The organism is Streptomyces subrutilus (assembly GCF_008704535.1).
In the GTDB taxonomy this organism is placed as follows: Bacteria; Actinomycetota; Actinomycetes; order Streptomycetales; family Streptomycetaceae; genus Streptomyces; species Streptomyces subrutilus.
The window spans coordinates 2,046,573-2,059,560 of sequence record NZ_CP023701.1 but is presented as its reverse complement, the minus strand read 5'-3'; the positions used below and the strand labels follow the sequence as shown (position 1 = coordinate 2,059,560).

Genomic DNA, 12,988 nt, shown 5'->3' with positions numbered 1-12,988 from the left:
TTCTCCCCCCACCGCGTACTCCGGGAAAACAGTAGTCGCCCGTGGGGTGTCCGGTCCCGGGACCGGACACCCCACGGGCGACGGGGTGCGGCGTGCGCGGCGTGGGTCTACAGCACGGCGCCCGCCAGCGCCGTCACGGTCGCGGGCAGCGGAGCCCCCGAGCCGTCCCGCCGCGGATCGACGGGGGGCAGCGCGGCCGGAGCGCCGTTGGCACCGGCCGCACGGACGGGGGAGCCGCCCGCCCAGGCCAGTACGAGGACGTCCTCGCCCTTCAGGAACCGCTGGCAGCGCACACCGCCGGTGGCCCGGCCCTTGCGCGGGTACTGGTCGAAGGGGGTCAGCTTCCCCGAGGTCACCGAGTCGTCCAGGGTGCCGTGCGAGCCCGCCACGGTGAACACCACCCCGTTCCGCGCCGGGTCCACGGCCGAGAAGTGGATCACCTTGGCACCGTCGGCCAGCTTGATGCCCGCCATGCCGCCGGCCGGCCGGCCCTGCGGGCGCACCTGGCCCGCCGGATAGCGGAGCAGCTGGGCGTCGTCGGTGATGAAGACCAGGTCCTCCTCGCCCGTGCGCAGCTCGACGGCGCCGACGATCCGGTCCCCGTCCTTGAGGGTGATGACCTCCAGCTCCTCCTTGTTGGCCGGGTAGTCCGGCACGACGCGCTTGACCACGCCCTGCTCGGTGCCGAGGGCCAGCCCCTGCGAGGACTCGTCCAGCGAGGTCAGGCAGATCAGCCTCTCGTCCGCCTCCAGCGCGGAGAGGAACTCCGAGAAGGGGGCGCCGCCCGCCAGGTTCGGCGCGGCGTGGGTGTCCGGCAGCTGGGGCAGGTCGATCACCGAGAGCCGCAGCAGCCGCCCGTACGAGGTGACCGCGCCGATGTCCGCCCGCGCCGTCGCCGCGACCTGCGAGACGATCAGGTCGTGCTTGGCGCGGGAGCCGTCCTCCTCCTCCGGCAGCGGGTCGCCGTTGGCCGTACGGGCCAGCAGGCCCGTCGAGGACAGCAGCACGCGGCAGGGGTCGTCCGCGACCTCCAGCGGCACGGCGGCGATCGCGGTACCGGCCGACTCCAGCAGGACCGTACGCCGCTCGGTGCCGAACTTCTTGGCCACCGCGGCCAGTTCGGCGGAGACCAGCTTGCGCAGCTCGGTGTCGGAATCCAGGATGCCGGTGAGCTCGTCGATCTCGCCGTTCAGCCGGTCGCGCTCGGACTCCAGCTCCAGCCGGTCGAACTTGGTGAGCCGGCGCAGCGGCGTGTCCAGGATGTACTGGGTCTGGATCTCGCTCAGCGAGAACCGCTCGATCAGCCGGGCCTTGGCCTGCGCGGAGTTCTCGCTGTCGCGGATGAGCCGGATGACCTCGTCGATGTCGATGAGCGCCACCAGCAGGCCCTCGACCAGGTGCAGCCGGTCGCGCCGCTTGGTGCGGCGGAACTCGCTGCGCCGCCGGACGACCTCGAAGCGGTGGTCGAGGTAGACCTCCAGCAGCTCCTTGAGGCCCAGCGTCAGCGGCTGGCCGTCCACCAGCGCCACGTTGTTGATGCCGAAGGACTCCTCCATCGGCGTCAGCTTGTAGAGCTGCTCCAGTACCGCTTCCGGGTGGAAACCGTTCTTGATCTCGATGACCAGGCGCAGGCCGTGCGAGCGGTCGGTGAGGTCCTTGACGTCGGCGATGCCCTGCAGCTTCTTCGAGCCGACCAGGTCCTTGATCTTCGCGATGACCTTCTCGGGGCCGACCGTGAAGGGCAGTTCGGTGACGACCAGCCCCTTGCGGCGGGCCGTCACGTTCTCCACGGCCACCGTCGCGCGGATCTTGAAGGTGCCGCGGCCGTTCTCGTACGCGTCCTTGATCCCGGCGAGGCCGACGATCCGGCCGCCCGTGGGCAGGTCGGGACCCGGCACGAAGCGCATCAGCGCCTCCAGGTCCGCCGCCGGGTAGCGGATCAGGTGGCGGGCGGCCGCGATGACCTCGCCCAGGTTGTGCGGGGGCATGTTCGTGGCCATGCCGACCGCGATCCCGGACGCGCCGTTGACCAGCAGGTTCGGATACGCCGCGGGCAGTACGCCCGGCTCCTGCTCCTGGCCGTCGTAGTTGGCGGTGAAGTCGACGGTGTCCTCGTCGATCGACTCCGTCATCAGTGACGTGGCGTCGGCCATCTTGCACTCGGTGTAGCGCATGGCCGCGGGCGGGTCGTCGTTGCCGAGCGAACCGAAGTTGCCGTGCCCGTCCACCAGCGGCAGCCGCATGGAGAACGGCTGCGCCATGCGCACCAGGGCGTCGTAGATCGAGGCGTCGCCGTGCGGGTGGAGCTTGCCCATGACCTCGCCGACGACGCGGGCGCACTTGACGTACCCCCGGTCGGGGCGCAGGCCCATCTCGTTCATCTGGTAGACGATGCGGCGGTGGACCGGCTTCATGCCGTCCCGGGCGTCGGGCAGGGCGCGGGAGTAGATCACCGAGTACGCGTACTCGAGGAAGGAGCCCTGCATTTCGTCGACGACGTCGATGTCGAGGATCTTCTCCTCGAAATCCTCCGGCGGCGGGGTCTTCGTGCTGCGGCGGGCCATCGCTGCGCGGCTCCTTAACCAAGAATGATGGGGTGCTGGGGGTCTGACGCGGACCATTGTGGCCCGAGCCGCCGACAACGCCGACTCCGACCCAGGTGTGACCCGGGAACTTCTCCGGCTGTCGACGCGCTTGCATACAGTGGCAGGTCTGACGGAAATCTCTGCATCGCGATCGAAGGGACCACATGCCCATGGGTCACACGGCCACAGCCCAGGCCGGCTCCGGCGGCCTGACAGCGACCGAGCACCGGCTGGCCAACGGCCTGCGCGTGGTGCTGTCCGAAGACCACCTGACCCCGGTCGCCGCGGTCTGCCTCTGGTACGACGTCGGCTCGCGCCACGAAGTCAAGGGGCGCACCGGTCTGGCTCACCTCTTCGAGCACCTGATGTTCCAGGGCTCGGCGAGCGTACCGGGCAACGGGCACTTCGAGCTGGTCCAGGGGGCCGGCGGCTCCCTCAACGGCACCACCAGCTTCGAGCGCACCAACTACTTCGAGACGATGCCGACCCACCAGCTGGAGCTCGCGCTCTGGCTGGAGGCGGACCGCATGGGCTCGCTGCTGGCCGCCCTGGACGAGGAGTCCATGGAGAACCAGCGCGACGTCGTCAAGAACGAGCGCCGCCAGCGCTACGACAACGTGCCGTACGGCACGGCCTTCGAGCGGCTGACGGCCCTCGCGTACCCCGAGGGCCACCCGTACCACCACACCCCGATCGGCTCCATGGCCGACCTGGACGCGGCGTCCCTGGAGGACGCCCGCCACTTCTTCCGCACGTACTACGCGCCCAACAACGCGGTGCTGTCGGTCGTCGGCGACATCGACCCGGAGCGGACGCTCGCCTGGGTCGAGAAGTACTTCGGCTCGATCCCGGCGCACGACGGCAAGCAGCCGCCGCGCGACGGCGCGCTGCCCGACGTCATGGGCGCCGAGCTGCGCGAGGAGATCGTCGAGGAGGTGCCGGCCCGCGCCCTGATGGCCGCCTACCGGCTCCCGCACGACGGCACCCGGGAGTGCGACGCCGCCGACGTGGCGCTCACCGTGCTCGGCGGCGGCGAGTCCTCGCGGCTCCACAACCGCCTGGTGCGCCGCGACCAGACGGCCGTCGCGGCCGGCTTCGGCATGCTCCGGCTGGCCGGGGCGCCCTCGCTGGGCTGGCTGGACGTGAAGACCTCCGGCGGGGTCGAGGTGCCCGACATCGAGGCGGCCGTCGACGAGGAGCTCGCGCGGTTCGCCGCCGAGGGCCCCACGGCCGAGGAGATGGAGCGCGCCCAGGCGCAGCTGGAGCGCGAATGGCTGGACCGGCTCAGCACGGTGGCCGGCCGCGCCGACGAACTGTGCCGCTTCGCGGTGCTGTTCGGCGACCCGCAGCTCGCCCTGACCGCCGTCCGGCGGGTGCTGGCCGTCACCGCGGAGGAGGTCCAGGCCGTGGCCGCGGCCCGGCTGCGCCCCGACAACCGCGCGGTGCTGGTCTACGAGCCGCTGGCCGCACCGGACGCGGCAGCCGGGACCGACGAGAACGACGAGAACGAAGGGGCGGAGCAGTGAGCGACACCGCAGCCGTCACGATGACCTTCCACCCGCGCCCGGAGGCCGGCGAGCCGCAGCCGTGGGCCTTCCCGGCCCCCGAGCGCGGTGAGCTGTCCAACGGCCTGACCCTGCTGCGCTGCCACCGCCCGGGCCAGCAGGTGGTCGCGGTCGAGATCAACCTCGCCGCCCCGCTCGACGCCGAACCCGAGGGCCTGGACGGCGTGGCGACCATCATGGCGCGCGCCCTGTCCGAGGGCACCGACAAGCACTCCGCCGAGGAGTTCGCCGCCGAGCTGGAGCGCTGCGGGGCCACCCTCGACGCGCACGCCGACCACCCCGGCCTGCGGGTCTCCCTGGAGGTCCCGGCCTCCCGGCTGCACAAGGCGCTCGGCCTGCTCGCCGAGGCCCTGCGCGCCCCCGCCTTCGCCGACGCCGAGGTGGACCGGCTGGTCCGCAACCGGCTCGACGAGATCCCGCACGAGCTGGCCAACCCGCAGCGCCGCGCCGCCAAGCAGCTCTCCAAGGAGCTGTTTCCGGCCACCCTGCGGATCTCCCGCCCGCGCCAGGGCACCGAGGAGACGGTCGCCCGCATCGACTCCGCGGCCGTGCGGGCCTTCTACGAGGCCCACGTACGCCCCGCCACCGCCACCGCGGTGGTCGTCGGCGACCTGACCGGGATCGACCTGGACACCGTCCTGGCCGACACCCTGGGCACCTGGACGGGCGACTCGGCGGCCCCCCGGCCGGTGCCGCCGGTGACCGCCGACGACACCGGCCGCGTGGTCATCGTGGACCGGCCCGGCGCGGTCCAGACGCAGCTGCTGATCGGCCGGATCGGCCCGGACCGGCACGACCGCGTCTGGGCCGCCCAGGTGCTCGGCACGTACTGCCTGGGCGGCACCCTCACCTCCCGCCTGGACAAGGTGCTGCGCGAGGAGAAGGGGTACACCTACGGCGTGCGCGCCTTCGGGCAGGTGCTGCGCTCCACCGCCGACGGCAAGGGCGCCTCGATGCTGGCCATCAGCGGCTCGGTGGACACCCCCAACACCGGCCCGGCGCTGGAGGACCTCTGGAAGGTGCTGCGCACCCTCGCGGAGGGCGGTCTGACCGACGCCGAACGCGACGTGGCGGTGCAGAACCTGGTGGGCGTGGCCCCGCTCAAGTTCGAGACCGCGGCCTCGGTCGCCGGCACCCTCGCCGACCAGGTGGAGCAGGAGCTGCCGGACGACTACCAGGCGCGGCTCTACGCGCAGTTGGCCGAAACCGGCACGGTCGAGGCGACGTCGGCGGTCGTGAAGGCCTTCCCGGCGGACCGGCTCGTCACGGTCCTGGTGGGCGACGCGGCGCAGATCGAGGCGCCGGTCCGCGCGCTCGGGATCGGCGAGGTGAGCGTGGTCGGCAACTGACGTCCGCGCGAGGGGTCCTGGCCGCACGTCGGCCGGGGCCCCTTTTGTCTGTTTGGTGGCGTCGTTGCTTTTATGTGATGTGGCGTAGGTAACAAAAGCCTACGTCTGTTTGGTGATCCGCTCATGATCCGCCTAGCGTCGGCCGTGCTGTTCGTCAGTTGTGCCCGCCGCACCCGCGGCACCGGACAGCGATCGCCGAGTCCCCGTCAGGCGCGAGCCTGGGGAGCCGGGGACCCACACAAGTCCCTGGGGTGAATCGGGCCGCCTCGCAAGAGGAAGCCCGTAGGAGACCTTCCTGCTCCGAACCCGTCAGCTAACCCGGTAGGCGAGAGGGAAGGAAAGGATCGACCCCTTCATGGCGTTTGGCAGCACCCCCGCCGGCTCCGGCAAGCACCGCGGCGGTAGCCGTCTGAGCCGCAAGACCGCCGGTTACGCCGGCATAGCCGCCCTCGCGACCACCGGTGTCGTCGGGGCCGTCGCAGCTCCGGCGTTCGCAGCGGACAACACCCAGCACGCCATCCCGGACGCCGGGTACAACGCGGTCGTCGTCGCCGACGACCTCGCGGGCGAGATCCAGAACCAGGCCGCCTCCCAGCAGCGCGCGGCCGAGCACGCCGCCGCGCAGGCCCAGGCCGAGGCCGAGGCCAAGCAGCGCGCCGCAGAGGCCAAGCGCCTCGCCGAGGCCAAGGCGAAGGCCGAGCGCGACGCGGCCGAGCGCGCGGCCCGCGAGGAGGAGCGCAAGCGCCTCAACACCTTCGTGGCCCCCGTCGACGGCTCCTACGTCAGCACGCAGTACCACGCGGGCGGCGGCATGTGGTCCTCCGGCAGCCACACCGGCATCGACTTCCACGCCGCCGAGGGCACCTCCGTGCACGCGGTCGGCGCCGGCACCGTGGTCGAGGCGGGCTGGGGCGGCGCGTACGGGAACAACGTCGTCATCAAGCACAACGACGGCACCTACACCCAGTACGGGCACATGCTCTCGCTGAGCGTCTCCGTCGGCGACAAGGTCACCGCGGGACAGCAGATCGGCCGCTCGGGCTCCACCGGCAACTCCAGCGGCCCGCACCTGCACTTCGAGGCCCGCACGGGCGAGCAGTACGGCTCGGACATCGACCCGCTCGCGTACCTGCGCTCGCACAACGTCAGCCTCTGACCCCCGGGGCGCACCCCCCCCGCTTCACCGAAGACCCCGGCTCGCACCGCGAGCCGGGGTCTTTTGCGAACGTTTCGCTTTTCCGGCCGCTCTCGGAAATTGTCGTGTGTTGCAATAGAGTCGCAGCACGAAGCGACGGCATCCGGTACGGGAGTCGGAAATAGGCGGAGGTTCGGTCTTGCGTATTCCTGCGCACGCGGTATGCACGGCAATCCGCGACGACATCGTCTCCGGTGTCTTCGAGCCGGGCGGACGGCTGACCGAGGAGGTGCTGGCCCGCCGGTACGGCGTCTCGCGCGTCCCGGTCCGCGAGGCGCTGCGCACCCTGGAGTCCGAGGGGTTCGTGACCACGCGCCGGCACGCGGGCGCCTGCGTGGCCGAGCCGACCGCGCAGGAGGCGGCCGACCTCCTGGAGGTGCGGACGCTGCTGGAGCCGCTGGCGGCGGCCCGGGCGGCCCGGCGGCGCACCGAGGCCCACCTGAAGGTGCTGCGCGGGCTGGTCCGGCTGGGCCAGGAGCGGGCCAGGCGGGGGCAGGGGGAGGATCTGCGGGCGCTGGGCGGGTGGTTCCACGAGACGCTGGCCCAGGCCTCCGGCAGCCCCGGTCTGATCGCGCTGCTCACCCAGCTGCGGCACAAGGTCGCGTGGATGTACGTGGTCGGGGCCCCGGCCCGGCCGGTGGAGTCCTGGGCGGAGCACGGCGCGATCGTGGACGCGGTGGCCCGCGGGGACGCGGAGCGGGCCCGGGCCCTCACCGCGGCGCACGCGGACCGCGCCGCGGCGGCGCACCGGCCGCGGCCCCGGCCGGCGGTGAGCGGTTCGCAACCTGCCGTAAACATTCCGAGTGGCCGTCATTAACAAGGGCCGTATACAAAGAGCGGTGTCCGTGCGCCGCCGTATCAATTCCCGGGCGCTGTGAATTCGGTCCGCACGCGGTGCGCATTCGGCGGCGAGGGGAATGTGTGCGCCGGATTCGGTATTCGTATGCGCGCGGCGGGTCGAATCGGCGCGCGGCGTCACGTCCGTGCGGCACGACGAAGCCGCGGCCCCCGAGCGGGGGCCGCGGCTTCGTCGTGCGGGCGGGTGGCTCGAACCCGAAGGGTCAGACGGTCTCGGGGAGCTCTTCGAGACCCTCGGCGACCAGCTTCGCGAGGCGGTCCAGCGCGGCGTCCGCGCCCTCGGCGTCGGAGGCGAGGACGACCTCCTCGCCGCCCTGGGCGCCCAGGCCCAGGACCGCCAGCATGGAAGCGGCGTTGACGGGGTCGCCGCCGGCCTTCGCGATGGTCACCGGGACGCCGGAAGCGGTCGTCGCACGGACGAAGATCGAGGCGGGACGAGCGTGCAGGCCCTCGGCCCAGCCGACGTTGACGCGGCGCTCTGCCATGGTGATGCCCTTCAGGTTCTTACGGTTGTCTAGACCAGTCTCTCACGACGTCCCGAATGCTCCAGACCGACTTTCGGCCCGGATCCGGCGCCGTTCGACCTTCCACAGCTTGCACTGGTTTGCCCCGGGTCGCCTAACGCGCCGCGCGCACGCGGCCCGGCCGCCGGCCGCCGTAAGGTGGCCCCATGACCACCGAGTCGGACCCCTCGTACCCGGCCCACTGGGAAGCCGACGTCGTCCTGCGCGACGGCGGCACCGCCCGGATCAGGCCCATCACCACCGAGGACGCGGGCCGCCTGGTCAGCTTCTACGAACAGGTCTCCGACGAGTCGAAGTACTACCGCTTCTTCGCCCCGTACCCGCGCCTGTCCGACCGGGACGTGCACCGCTTCACGCACCACGACTACGTGGACCGGGTCGGCCTCGCCGCGACCACCGGCGGGGAGTTCATCGGCACCGTCCGCTACGACCGCATCGGCTCCGACGGGCGGTCCGCGACCGGCCCCTCCGACGAGGCCGAGGTCGCCTTCCTCGTCCAGGACGCCCACCAGGGCCGCGGCGTCGCCTCCGCGCTCCTCGAACACATCGGAGCGGTCGCCCGCGAGCGCGGCATCCGCCGGTTCGCCGCCGAGGTGCTGCCCGCCAACAACAAGATGATCAAGGTCTTCACCGACGCCGGCTACCAGCAGAAGCGCAGCTTCGAGGACGGCTCCGTCCACCTCACCCTCGACCTCGAACCCACCGCCGAGTCCCTCGCCGTCCAGCGCGCCCGCGAACAGCGCGCCGAGGCCCGCTCGCTCCAGCGGCTGCTGGCCCCCGGCTCGGTCGCCGTGATCGGCGTCAGCCGCTCCGGCGGGGGCGTGGGCGCCGCAGCCCTGCGCAACCTCCGCGACAGCGGCTTCCACGGCCACCTCTACGCCGTGAACGAGGAGGCCGCCACCGACCTGCTCGACGGCGTCCGCGCCTACCGCAGCGTCGAGGCCATCGGGGCCCCGGTCGACCTCGCGGTGGTCGCGGTCCCCGCGGACCGGGTGCCGCAGGCCGTGGCCGCCTGCGGAGCGCACGGCGTGCAGGGGCTCGTGGTGCTGTCCGCCGGGTACGGGGAGAGCGGCCCGGCCGGCCTCGCCCGCCAGCGCGAACTCGTCCGCCAGGTGCGCTCGTACGGGATGCGGCTGATCGGGCCGAACGCCTTCGGCATGATCAACACCGCGCCGGAGGTCGGGCTCAACGCCTCGCTGGCCCCCGCGCCCATGCCGGCCCGGGGCCGGATCGGCCTGTTCACCCAGTCCGGGGCCATCGGGATCGCCCTGCTCTCCGCCCTCCTGCGCCGGGGCGAGGGGCTGTCGTCCTTCGTCTCCGCGGGCAACCGGGCGGACGTCTCGGGCAACGACATCCTCCAGTACTGGTACGAGGACGAGGCCACCGACGTCGGCCTGCTCTACCTGGAAACCCTCGGCAACCCGGGCAAGTTCACCCGCCTCGCCCGCCGGACCGCGGCCGTCAAACCGGTCGTCGTGGCCAAGGGCGGCCGCCACACCCCCGCCGGCCACGTCGTCCCCGGCACCCGGCTGCCCGAGGCCACCGTCTCGGCCCTGCTGCGGCAGGCCGGCGTCATCCGGGTCGACACGGTCACGGAGCTGGTGGACGTCGGCCTGCTGCTGGCCTCCCAGCCGCTCCCGGCCGGGCCCCGGATCGCGATCCTCGGCAACTCCGAGTCCCTCGGCGTCCTCACCTACGACGCCTGCCTCGCCCAGGGGCTGCGCCCGCTGCCCCCGCGCGACCTGACCACCGCCGCGGCCCCGGACGACTTCCGCGGGGCGCTGGCGGCCGCGCTCGCCTCCGACGACTGCGACGCGGTGATCGTCACCGCCATCCCGTGGGTGGGCGAGCACGCCCCGGCCGACGCCCTCGCGGACGCGCTGCGGGACGCCGTCGCCGCCGTGCCGGGCAAGCCGGTGGCCGTGGTCCACGTGGAGCTCGGCGAACTGGTCGAGGCCCTGTCCGCCGCACGGGCCTCCCTGCCCCGCCCGGTCCCGCCGCCCCCGCCCGCCGCACCCGGCGCCGCGGGCCGCCCGGGCACCCCCGCCGGCCCGGCCGCCTCCGACCCGGCGGCCGCCCCGGGCCCCGCCGCCACCGGTGCCCGCCCCCCGGCCGCCACCCGGATCCCGGCCTACCCGGCCGGCGAGCGCGCCGTCAAGGCCGTCGCCGAGGCCGTCCGCTACGGCCAGTGGCGCCGCGCCCTCGCCGACTCCGGCCAGGTCCCCGCCTACGAGGACATCGACGAGGCCGGGGCCGCCGCCCAGCTGGCCGCGCTGCTCGCCGACGTCGACGGCGGCGCCGTGCTCACCCTCGACGAGCGGGCCGGCCGCGAACTGCTCGGCCGCTACGGCATCCGCGTCCTGCCCACCCTGCCCGCCCCCAGCCCCGACGCCGCCGCCCGCGCCGCCGCGGTCCTCGGCTACCCGGTCGCCCTCAAGACCACCGCCCCGCACCTGCGCCACCGCGCGGACCTGGGCGGCGTACGGCTCGACCTCACGGGCGAGGCCGAGCTGAGGCGCTCGTACGCGGAGCTCACCGGCGCCCTCGGCAAGCCGGCCGAGCTCCAGCCCGTGGTCCAGTCGATGGTGCCGCGCGGCGTCGACACGCTGGTCCGCTCCGTGATCGACCCGGCGGCCGGCGCCGTGCTCTCCTTCGGGCTCGCGGGCGTCCCCTCCGAACTGCTCGGCGACACCGCCCACCGCCTGGTCCCCGCCACCGACCGGGACGTCGCCGCCCTCATCCGCTCCATCCGGGCCGCCCCCCTCCTCTTCGGCTGGCGCGGCAGCGACCCCGTGGACACCGCCGCCCTGGAAGAGCTGCTGCTGCGGCTGTCCCGGCTCGTCGACGACCACCCCGAGGTGGTCGGGGTGTCGCTGGAGCCGGTCGTGGTCGCCGCCGAGGGCCTCTCCGTCCTCAGCGCCGCCGTCCGCGTCGCCCACCCGCCGGCCCGCGGCGACCGCGGCCCGCGGACCCTGCCCAGCTACTGAGGGCGCCGAGCGCGTCCGGGGCGGCCGGGGTGCCCCGGACGGGCCTTAGGATGGACCCCATGGCGAAATCCGGTACGACGACCCAGGGGCTGCGCACGGCGATCGAGCGCAGCGGCTACTACCCGGCCCTCGTGGCCGAGGCCGTGGAGGCCGCGGTGGGCGGCGAGCCGATTTCGTCCTACCTGGTCCACCAGGAGACGACCTTCGACTCCAACGAGGTCCGCCGCCACGTCACCGTGCTGGTGCTGACCGGCAACCGCTTCATCGTCAGCCACACCGACGAGCAGGCCGCCGACGCCGGCTCGCCCTCCCCGTACGCGACCACCTCCACCGAGTCGGTCAAGCTCTCCAGCATCTCCTCGGTCGTGCTGAGCCGCGTCGTCGCCAACCCGGAGTCCTACACCCCCGGCACCCTGCCCCGCGAGGTCGTCCTGACGATCGGCTGGGGCGCGGTCGCCCGGATCGACCTGGAGCCGGCCGCCTGCGGCGACGCCAACTGCGACGCAGACCACGGCTACACCGGCAACTCCACCGCCGACGACCTCAGCCTGCGCGTCAGCGAGGCGGGCGACGGCCCGGAGGCCGTGCGCCAGACGCTGGTCTTCGCCCAGGCGCTCAGCGAAGCGACGGCGGCCACGTCCGCCCCCTCCGCCCGCTGATGGCGTACTCCGCGGCGCAGAACTGGGCGGACGAACCGGAGCTCCTGGACCTCGCAGGCGCGCCCGTCCCGCACTACGGCTCCGGCTCGCTCGCCGACCTGCTGCCGACGCTCGTCGCCGGCCAGGGCGTCCCCGGCTTCACCGCCTCGATCGCGGAGCTGACCCCGGCCGACCGCAACTGCGTCTTCCTCGTCGACGGCATGGGCTGGGAGCAGATCAAGGCCCACCCGGACGAGGCCCCCTTCCTCACCTCCCTGCTGTCCGGATCGCGCGGCGGCACCGGCCGCCCGATCACCGCGGGCTTCCCGGCGACCACCGCCACCTCCCTGGCCTCCGTCGGCACCGGCCTGCCGCCCGCCCGGCACGGACTGCCCGGCTACGCGGTGCGCAACCCGGCCACCGGCGAGCTGATGAACCAGCTCCGCTGGCAGCCCTGGACGGCGCCCCGGCCCTGGCAGCCGTACCCGACCGTCTTCCAGCTGGCCGACAAGGCCGGCGTCGCGACGGCCCAGGTGTCCTCGCCCGCCTTCCAGACCACCCCCCTCACCAAGGTCGCCCTCAGCGGCGGCACCTTCCTCGGCCGGATGACCGGCGAGGAGCGCATGGACCTGGCGGCCGAGCGGCTGGCCGCGGGCGACCGCTCGCTCGTGTACACGTACTACAGCGAGCTCGACGGGGCCGGCCACCGGCACGGGGTGGACTCCGACGCCTGGCGCGGCCAGCTCATGTACGTCGACCGGCTGGTGCAGCGTCTGGCCGGCCAACTCCCGCCGCGCACCGCCCTGTACGTGACCGCCGACCACGGCATGGTCGACGTCCCCTTCGACGAGGACGCCCGGATCGACTACGACGACGACTGGGAACTGGGCGCGGGCGTGGCCCTGCTGGGCGGCGAGGGCCGGGCCCGGCACGTGTACGCCGTCCCGGGTGCCGAGGCCGACGTGCTGACCGTCTGGCGCGAGGTGCTCGGCGACCGCTTCTGGGTGGCGAGCCGCGAAGAGGCCCTGGAACTGGGCTGGTTCGGCGCGCCCGGGGAGTGCGACGACCGGGTGGCGGCCCGCATCGGCGACGTGGTCGCGGCCGCCCAGGCGGACGTCGCCATCACCGCCTCGCGCAACGAGCCCAACGAGTCCGCCCTCGTCGGCATGCACGGCTCGATGACCGCCGCCGAGCAGCTCGTCCCGCTGCTCGAAATCCGCTCCTGACCCGCCCCGCCCCCCTTCCCGCCCACGCTTCGTCCCTCCCATGCTTCGAAAGGTCCCGTAC

Annotated in this window: 9 protein-coding genes and 1 riboswitch; of the genes, 7 read left to right on the top strand and 2 right to left on the bottom strand. The window is 73.5% G+C overall.

What is annotated here, in order from left to right:
* Window positions 1-107: 107 nt before the first annotated feature.
* Window positions 108-2,564 carry a DNA gyrase/topoisomerase IV subunit A gene (locus tag CP968_RS08765; RefSeq protein WP_150517466.1) on the bottom strand — a complete coding sequence of 819 codons (2,457 nt, stop codon included), beginning with the start codon at window positions 2,562-2,564 and terminating at the stop codon, window positions 108-110.
* 191 nt (window positions 2,565-2,755) lie between these two features.
* Between CP968_RS08765 and CP968_RS08760 the strand changes: the two genes are divergently transcribed.
* The 4 genes from CP968_RS08760 (at window position 2,756) to CP968_RS08745 (ending at window position 7,511) form a co-directional block, all read left to right on the top strand.
* Entirely contained in the window at window positions 2,756-4,111 is a 1,356-nt protein-coding gene (locus CP968_RS08760) for a M16 family metallopeptidase (RefSeq protein ID WP_167536777.1), read from the top strand.
* 20 nt (window positions 4,112-4,131) lie between these two features.
* Window positions 4,132-5,499 carry a M16 family metallopeptidase gene (locus CP968_RS08755; protein WP_150521812.1) on the top strand — a complete coding sequence of 456 codons (1,368 nt, stop codon included), beginning with the start codon at window positions 4,132-4,134 and terminating at the stop codon, window positions 5,497-5,499.
* Window positions 5,500-5,682: 183 nt separating this feature from the next.
* Window positions 5,683-5,842: riboswitch (cyclic di-AMP (ydaO/yuaA leader) on the top strand.
* Window positions 5,843-5,854: 12 nt separating this feature from the next.
* Window positions 5,855-6,655, top strand: coding sequence for a M23 family metallopeptidase (locus CP968_RS08750; protein ID WP_150517464.1), 801 nt, complete (start codon window positions 5,855-5,857; stop codon window positions 6,653-6,655).
* 178 nt (window positions 6,656-6,833) lie between these two features.
* A complete protein-coding gene (locus CP968_RS08745) occupies window positions 6,834-7,511 on the top strand; it encodes a GntR family transcriptional regulator (RefSeq protein ID WP_150517463.1) in 678 nt (225 codons plus the stop codon).
* A gap of 244 nt (window positions 7,512-7,755) precedes the next feature.
* Here the strand turns inward: CP968_RS08745 and CP968_RS08740 are convergent, their stop codons facing one another.
* A complete protein-coding gene (locus tag CP968_RS08740) occupies window positions 7,756-8,037 on the bottom strand; it encodes an HPr family phosphocarrier protein (RefSeq protein WP_150517462.1) in 282 nt (93 codons plus the stop codon).
* A gap of 185 nt (window positions 8,038-8,222) precedes the next feature.
* Between CP968_RS08740 and CP968_RS08735 the strand changes: the two genes are divergently transcribed.
* The 3 genes from CP968_RS08735 to CP968_RS08725 are packed head-to-tail and all read left to right on the top strand — an operon-like array spanning window position 8,223 to window position 12,927.
* Window positions 8,223-11,063, top strand: a complete 2,841-nt coding sequence (locus CP968_RS08735) for a bifunctional acetate--CoA ligase family protein/GNAT family N-acetyltransferase (RefSeq protein ID WP_150517461.1) — start codon at window positions 8,223-8,225, stop codon at window positions 11,061-11,063.
* Between the two features lie 50 nt (window positions 11,064-11,113).
* On the top strand, window positions 11,114-11,722 hold the full coding sequence (locus tag CP968_RS08730) for a DUF5998 family protein (RefSeq protein WP_189828875.1): 609 nt from the start codon (window positions 11,114-11,116) through the stop codon (window positions 11,720-11,722).
* Window positions 11,722-12,927 (top strand): alkaline phosphatase family protein, encoded by a 1,206-nt coding sequence (locus tag CP968_RS08725; protein ID WP_150517459.1) that lies wholly within the window; start codon window positions 11,722-11,724, stop codon window positions 12,925-12,927. Before CP968_RS08730 ends, CP968_RS08725 begins: the two co-directional genes overlap by 1 nt.
* Window positions 12,928-12,988: the final 61 nt, after the last annotated feature.

Bases quoted from the DNA above. Each gene is read 5' to 3' on its own strand.
- CP968_RS08740 (WP_150517462.1), bottom strand. From the start codon at position 8,037: ATGGCAGAGCGCCGCGTCAACGTCGGCTGGGCCGAGGGCCTGCACGCT.
- CP968_RS08755 (WP_150521812.1), top strand. From the start codon at position 4,132: ATGACCTTCCACCCGCGCCCGGAGGCCGGCGAGCCGCAGCCGTGGGCC.
- CP968_RS08725 (WP_150517459.1), top strand. From the start codon at position 11,722: ATGGCGTACTCCGCGGCGCAGAACTGGGCGGACGAACCGGAGCTCCTG.
- CP968_RS08730 (WP_189828875.1), top strand. From the start codon at position 11,114: ATGGACCCCATGGCGAAATCCGGTACGACGACCCAGGGGCTGCGCACG.
- CP968_RS08735 (WP_150517461.1), top strand. From the start codon at position 8,223: ATGACCACCGAGTCGGACCCCTCGTACCCGGCCCACTGGGAAGCCGAC.
- CP968_RS08760 (WP_167536777.1), top strand. From the start codon at position 2,756: ATGGGTCACACGGCCACAGCCCAGGCCGGCTCCGGCGGCCTGACAGCG.
- CP968_RS08750 (WP_150517464.1), top strand. From the start codon at position 5,855: ATGGCGTTTGGCAGCACCCCCGCCGGCTCCGGCAAGCACCGCGGCGGT.
- CP968_RS08765 (WP_150517466.1), bottom strand. From the start codon at position 2,564: ATGGCCCGCCGCAGCACGAAGACCCCGCCGCCGGAGGATTTCGAGGAG.